Source organism: Bacteroides sp. An269 (assembly GCF_002159755.1).
Lineage (GTDB): Bacteria > Bacteroidota > Bacteroidia > Bacteroidales > Bacteroidaceae > Phocaeicola > Phocaeicola intestinalis.
On record NZ_NFJG01000169.1, the window covers coordinates 1 to 5848 of the forward strand.

Sequence of the window (5848 nt, forward strand, 5' to 3'; positions counted from 1 at the left end):
ACTTCCACCTGCTGATGCAAGTGCGGCAGTATTACCCCGATGCCGGGGCGAAGTTCGCCGCCCTGTTCGAGAAAGACCGGAAGCTGTGGCGCGACATCATCGAGCGGGCGAAGTCATCGGGCGAAATCCGCGCGGAGGTGGACACGGAGGAAACCGTCGCCATGTTCCGCGAGGTGTTCTACGGCTTGTCTTTCGAGCAGGCTTTCCTCTCCGGGCTGGACACGGGTGAACTCTCCCGCAAGCTCCGCTTCATTTATTCACTGATTAAAGCCTGACCCGTTCAGGCTTTTTTTATGCCCTCCGGCATCCTTTTCCTCCCTCCCGAAAAATCTTTTGCGACTTTTCCAAACCATTCGGTTTGTTTCTTCGATTCTTTTCGTACCTTTGGGGGCATGGAGGTTAGGATATACGCCCCGCATGGTGTGGGTTAGCGGAATGTCCGATGCCTAATACATTAATCATATAACTTTCAAAAAACATATATAAAAGCGCAATTATGGATGATGTTACAAAAAAGGCAATCGAAGAACTTGTTCTCAATTTCATTTCAGAAATGAATGAATGGGAAAAATATTGTAATGAGTTTGACGAAGACCAGTTAGAATTGGACGAAACAGAGCGTATGATAAAGCAAAGGGTAGCTTCCATAATTAGCAAATATTGTACAGACAAGGAACGAAAAATGAGCCGCCCGAATGCTTTGTCATGGGGACTTGAAGGGAGTTATGATTACGACCCTAATAAGGAAAAAATAATCGATATACAAGAAAGCAGAAAAAATAGATTTATTGTGACAACACAAACCTATGATGGATATCTACAGTATGTTGTCGTCAAAAAAAATAACAAGTACTTGATAGATAGTAAAAAAAGAAAATTCTTAAGTGAAGATAAATGGTACGTGGGTTATTTATAAGTCTAATAAACTCTATTATCAACAAGAAAAGATAACCTCTAAACGGCGTTCTTTTTCAAATCATTATAAACCCCTAAAAAATAAAAGACAATGAGCATTTTTTTGAAAGCGGTACAACGCATCAACCCGTTAGAACCGGACGAACCGAAGAAATGGTATCCCGTTCAGTACACCACCAAGATGGTGGACGAGAGCGAAGTGGCTATGCTGATAGCTGACGGGACGACTGACCCGTTTCCGTGAGTCGGGCAACTTGAAATCGTGAGTTGGGCAACTCAAAGTTCTGAGTTGGGCAACTCAGCTCGGTGAGTCGGGCAACTCACGGAAACGAGTTGGGCAACTTGGAAAAGTGAGTTGGCGGGGACCACAAGGATGTTGTTGTTTACTCATTATAAACCCCTAAAAAACAAACGACAATGAGCATTTTTTTGAAAGCGGTACAACGCATCAACCCGTCAGAACCGGACGAGCCTAAGAAATGGTATCCCGTTCAGTACACCACCAAGATGGTGGACGAAAACGAAGTGGCTATGCTGATAGCTGACGACTGACCTGTTTCCGTGAGTCGGGTAACTTGAAATCGTGAGTTGGGCAACTCAAAGTTCTGAGTTGGGCAACTCAGCTCGGTGAGTCGGGCAACTCACGGAAACGAGTTGGGCAACTCGGAAAAGTGAGTTGGCGGGGGATTGGTGCTTGGCAGGTGTTGTTGTTAATACATTAGTGACAATTTGAGATATATTTAGATAATGGAACGATATAGAGAAGTGCCAGAAATAAATCGGCTAATAATATTTCCTTGTCATTTAAGAGAAGGATTGGAGTTTGCCAAAAATCAGGGTTACTACGACATAGTAATAAATGTCGGTAGCACTACGTCGTGTAAGCATAGATTAAATGTAAGTTTAATATGCGAATATGATTTTATTGAATCCTTGACTATTTTGGGGTACGACTATACCATAGAACCATGCAATCTAAATCAACTAAGTGTTTTACCTCACTTACATAAACTTGGGCTTTGGGTTGATAAGGTCTTTACTATCGACTTCAGCTTATTTCCAAAACTTGAAGAATTAAAATATTATCATACCAAACATACAATAAACATTGATACTTTAATAAATTTGAAACAACTGCATATCTATAACTTTAACTCTAAAGAATTAGAGGAATTAAAAAACATGGTTTCATTAGAAAATCTAACATTATGGGATGCAAAAAATACTAACTTAAATGGCTTACATCAACTCACAAACCTTAGGAATATTGAAATTGTCCGTTCAAAAAAAATGTCAAACCTTGATGGGTTATGTAAAGCAGATAAACTTGAGTCAATTCAAATATATTCTTGTAATAGTTTGAATGATCTGAGAGCATTAAAGGATATACCTAAATTAAAACAGCTTTCAATTGAAAAATGCAAGCAACTTAACGATTTGTCTCAGTTAGCTCCCAATCATTCAATAGAAGCCATTTATATATCAATCCTTAAAGACCTTGATTTTGTAAAAACGATGTATAATCTTAAAAAATTGGCTTTTGATGATGTTATAAGTGGGGATTTATCTCCTTTGTTTGAATCCGAATCACTTGAATCTGTAAGTATGGAATCTAAAAAGAAATATGGATATTCTGAAGGTGAAGTAAATAAAATGCTTATTAGAAATAAAGATTGCAATAAAACAGATAAAATTCAAAAAAGGAAAGTCGCATATTTTGGTGAAATCGATATTAAACCTTCAGAAGAAGAAATTGACTGTGAAGTTATATTGGATAAAAAGAAGATTTATCTTGCTTTGAATCTTTTTGATGGTGTACCAGAATATGATTGGCTGAATGAATATGAGGATTATGCAAGCAATTTGCTACAATATAAGAAAGCTATTGATGATTATATTGTAAGAGATTATGATTCAAATGGAAAAGCGAAAGAATATATTGATTTCCATGTTGAAGAACTGGATAAATCGAGCATAAACAAAATATTGAAAAAAACGGAATCTGATACTACAATAGAAAAAAGGCTACTATCAGTTTTGAAATTGGAAAGAGTAGGATTCTATCCCGGAGATGATGATTATGCTGTATGGGATTATACCATAGGAAAAAATGTAACAGATCGGTTAATAGTTGTTGTTACAGATAATAATGGAAATATAAAAGAAATAACAACAGAAAGCTAAGTTTATTAATAATAATGTTACTAACAAGGTCGAGATAACAGCTAAACGCTGTTCCCTGCTGAACCATTATCAAATATGGCACACCGGATTGCATCCCGCTTGCTATCCACTCTCGGAAGTTTAGTCCGTCCTTTTGTATATACATCCAAACTGGCTTAAACCTGTTTCCATCGGCAGCAAAGTATGTGCCCGGCGAAAAAGAGAAAGCGGCATTTCCTTTTTCGCCAGTTTCAAGGCTGGTGGCTATGGTGGTTGGCGGAGGAAATGGCAGGATGCCTACAGCCTTTCTTCCCCTTCCGCCAACTCTTTCGCGACTTTTCCAAACCATTCGGTTTGTTTCTCCGATTCTTTTCGTACCTTTGGGGGCATGAAGGTTAGGATATATGCCCCGTATGGCGCGGGTTAGTGGAATGTCCGATTCCTGACAGGTGTTGTTATCAATACATTAGTGATAACAGCATAATTTACAAATTCAAAATATAGGTATATGATTGTATGTGCAATAACTATTATACTCATAGCGATTTTATTCTCGCTATTCTTGTTTAGGGAAAAAAAGTGCAGTATCGGAAAGAAAATAATATTGATAGTATGCTTTTCGATAGGCATATATATTTTGTTCAGTATCATTATGCTGCTATATTTTTTCTTAGGTGATTTCTCCGCAGAAGAATTATGGTAAAAATATCACTAACAACGCAGGGTAACGGCAAGCCGTTCCCTGCTGAACCATTAATAATAAATGAGTTCGTAAAAAAAGATTCACATAAAATGGAAAGAATAAAAACAATAGCATTTAGAGGTAGCAACGATTTAATTGCCAATTTACAGCTATGTATTGACCGGATTAGTTATACGATTCCTGATGTCATGAATCGTATATCAGGTCAATATAATGTTAGATGTGTGTTTGAAAAGGTTGAAAACCAATTAGCCTTTAATGATTCCATTTTAGGCGAACTAATAAATCAAACTTATTTAGGGAAAGTCTATATAAATGACAAGTCAGATATACGATTGCTTTCTCCTAATAGTGGTTTGTCTGAACATAAAATAGATTTTAGCTTACAAGGAGAATTTAATATAGGTGTTAAGATTTTTAAGGACAAGCCTGTTCACACCTTGCCCGCTATTGATGTTCTTCCAATACCTGTTGAAATTATCACTATTTACTTCTATTTTTCAGAAATGAAACTAAATGAAAATTTGGTTTACTCTATATCTGACAAATACTTTGATTCTTATGATTATCTCGGCTTCATTCTTGTGGACTTAGCAAAAATGGAAGAAATAATAACTCGAAAATATGGCAATCGGAAGTTGGATTTAATAGACGAATTTTCCAATACAGAGCTAATCGATGAACTGTTCAGCCAAGAAATAATCATGATAACTTGGGGTATTCATCCCTATTCTTATCCGATTTACAGTTCTGAAAATGTTGATTCTATCCGTCCTTTATTGGGGCGAGAGTATAAGCAAGAGGGTCGCTTTTACATCAAGGAAGACATAAGAGAGTTGAGTTTAATTCCGGGCTACGAATTAAGGAAGTGGCCGGAATTTACACAAAAAGAATGGACTAAAATATCATTGAATGGCAAAGGAAAAATAGCACACTTAACTCCTTATATCCTTGAAGATTCTGAATTTGAAACAGTATTAGTTTCATTTCTAATTCATAGAAGCGAGGGGTGCTTAAAAGAAAGTATTCCTCTGCTAAATGTGAATCTTTTATACGAATAACATTGTAATTATTATTAACGAGCCAAGATAGCTGCTGAACGCAGCTCCTTGTCAAACCATTAGTAACAATTTAATAATTCTTATATGGGCTTAGATATTTCAATTTATAATAAAGACGGAACAAGCACGGATGTGTCTGAAATTAGTGAAAACTTACATTATTGGCTGTTTAATCTTGCACATTTAGATAAAGGGCGATTTCGAACTATATTCCGTGTACAAGACTATTATTTAACTGATGTAGAACTTTCGGGAACAGAATTAGTATCTTTCATTAATGAGTTAAAAGAAATTGGAAAAAAATCTCCTTATGGTAAGGAGATTGAGCACATAGTAAATTGTATAAATACCACCAATATATCTAAGATAAGAATTACGGGTGATTAAAGTTACTAACGAAGCAGGATAACGCTTACAGCGTTCCCCGCTTAGCCATTAGTCACAACTTGCAATAACTTATAAATGATAACAGTATGAACAAAGACATTATAGTAGCAGAGGATGAAGATGTTAAAATCATCTTTCATTTCAAAGTGTTTTGCGAACTATTGAAAGAGTGCATATCTATATATGGAAATACTACCATAGAGAATGCACAACAAGTGGTTAAAGACTTTCATCCTCTACAACAGCCTATAAACACTACTGATGATATTGTTTTCTTTTCTCACGAAAACATTTATCATTGGGCAATGCTTGCTCTATATGGTGAAACGTATTGGTTTACACATCCTGAATGTGAAAAACTTCCCGATAGTTATGAAAAATGGATAGAAAGCGCTTTAGCCCAATATTCTTTGGATGACTGTTATGAATTTATAAGCAAGAATAATAATGTGACTAACAAAGCGTGATAACGCCTAACTGCGTTCCCCGCTTAGCCATTATAAACCCCTAAAAAACAAACGACAATGAGCATTTTTTTGAAAGCGGTACAACGCATCAACCCGTCAGAACCGGACGAACCGAAGAAATGGTATCCCGTTCAGTACACCACCAAGATGGT

8 protein-coding genes and 1 pseudogene are annotated in these 5848 nt (G+C 36.6%); 8 read left to right on the forward strand and 1 reads right to left on the reverse strand.

Annotated features, from left to right (window positions below):
* The 5 genes and pseudogenes from B5F71_RS18375 to B5F71_RS18395 form a co-directional block, all read left to right on the forward strand.
* Positions 1 to 275, forward strand: a pseudogene (locus B5F71_RS18375) (TetR/AcrR family transcriptional regulator C-terminal ligand-binding domain-containing protein); the annotation flags it as partial.
* Between the two features lie 221 nt (positions 276 to 496).
* Positions 497 to 916 (forward strand): NTF2 fold immunity protein, encoded by a 420-nt coding sequence (locus B5F71_RS18380; RefSeq protein WP_087213239.1) that lies wholly within the window; start codon positions 497 to 499, stop codon positions 914 to 916.
* 90 nt (positions 917 to 1006) lie between these two features.
* Positions 1007 to 1159, forward strand: coding sequence for a hypothetical protein (locus B5F71_RS18385; protein ID WP_013619061.1), 153 nt, complete (start codon positions 1007 to 1009; stop codon positions 1157 to 1159).
* 173 nt (positions 1160 to 1332) lie between these two features.
* Positions 1333 to 1467, forward strand: a complete 135-nt coding sequence (locus B5F71_RS18390; protein WP_087213242.1) for a DNA-binding protein — start codon at positions 1333 to 1335, stop codon at positions 1465 to 1467.
* A 195-nt stretch (positions 1468 to 1662) separates the two neighbouring features.
* Entirely contained in the window at positions 1663 to 3099 is a 1437-nt protein-coding gene (locus tag B5F71_RS18395; protein ID WP_241148654.1) for a DUF2004 domain-containing protein, read from the forward strand.
* Here the strand turns inward: B5F71_RS18395 and B5F71_RS18400 are convergent.
* A complete protein-coding gene (locus tag B5F71_RS18400; RefSeq protein ID WP_206423866.1) occupies positions 3053 to 3427 on the reverse strand; it encodes a hypothetical protein in 375 nt (124 codons plus the stop codon). The two genes, B5F71_RS18395 and B5F71_RS18400, sit on opposite strands and share 47 nt — an antisense overlap.
* A 347-nt stretch (positions 3428 to 3774) precedes the next feature.
* Between B5F71_RS18400 and B5F71_RS18410 the strand changes: the two genes are divergently transcribed.
* The 3 genes from B5F71_RS18410 (at position 3775) to B5F71_RS18420 (ending at position 5696) form a co-directional block, all read left to right on the forward strand.
* Positions 3775 to 4842 carry a hypothetical protein gene (locus tag B5F71_RS18410; protein WP_241148655.1) on the forward strand — a complete coding sequence of 356 codons (1068 nt, stop codon included), beginning with the start codon at positions 3775 to 3777 and terminating at the stop codon, positions 4840 to 4842.
* A gap of 84 nt (positions 4843 to 4926) precedes the next feature.
* Positions 4927 to 5229: a hypothetical protein gene (locus tag B5F71_RS18415; RefSeq protein ID WP_013619130.1), complete on the forward strand. Its 303-nt coding sequence runs from the start codon at positions 4927 to 4929 to the stop codon at positions 5227 to 5229.
* Between the two features lie 86 nt (positions 5230 to 5315).
* Positions 5316 to 5696, forward strand: a complete 381-nt coding sequence (locus tag B5F71_RS18420; protein ID WP_087213248.1) for a hypothetical protein — start codon at positions 5316 to 5318, stop codon at positions 5694 to 5696.
* Positions 5697 to 5848: the final 152 nt, after the last annotated feature.

Bases quoted from the DNA above. Each gene is read 5' to 3' on its own strand.
- B5F71_RS18420 (WP_087213248.1), top strand. From the start codon at position 5,316: ATGAACAAAGACATTATAGTAGCAGAGGATGAAGATGTTAAAATCATC.
- B5F71_RS18395 (WP_241148654.1), top strand. From the start codon at position 1,663: ATGGAACGATATAGAGAAGTGCCAGAAATAAATCGGCTAATAATATTT.
- B5F71_RS18415 (WP_013619130.1), top strand. From the start codon at position 4,927: ATGGGCTTAGATATTTCAATTTATAATAAAGACGGAACAAGCACGGAT.
- B5F71_RS18410 (WP_241148655.1), top strand. From the start codon at position 3,775: ATGGTAAAAATATCACTAACAACGCAGGGTAACGGCAAGCCGTTCCCT.
- B5F71_RS18400 (WP_206423866.1), bottom strand. From the start codon at position 3,427: ATGGTTTGGAAAAGTCGCGAAAGAGTTGGCGGAAGGGGAAGAAAGGCT.
- B5F71_RS18380 (WP_087213239.1), top strand. From the start codon at position 497: ATGGATGATGTTACAAAAAAGGCAATCGAAGAACTTGTTCTCAATTTC.
- B5F71_RS18385 (WP_013619061.1), top strand. From the start codon at position 1,007: ATGAGCATTTTTTTGAAAGCGGTACAACGCATCAACCCGTTAGAACCG.
- B5F71_RS18390 (WP_087213242.1), top strand. From the start codon at position 1,333: ATGAGCATTTTTTTGAAAGCGGTACAACGCATCAACCCGTCAGAACCG.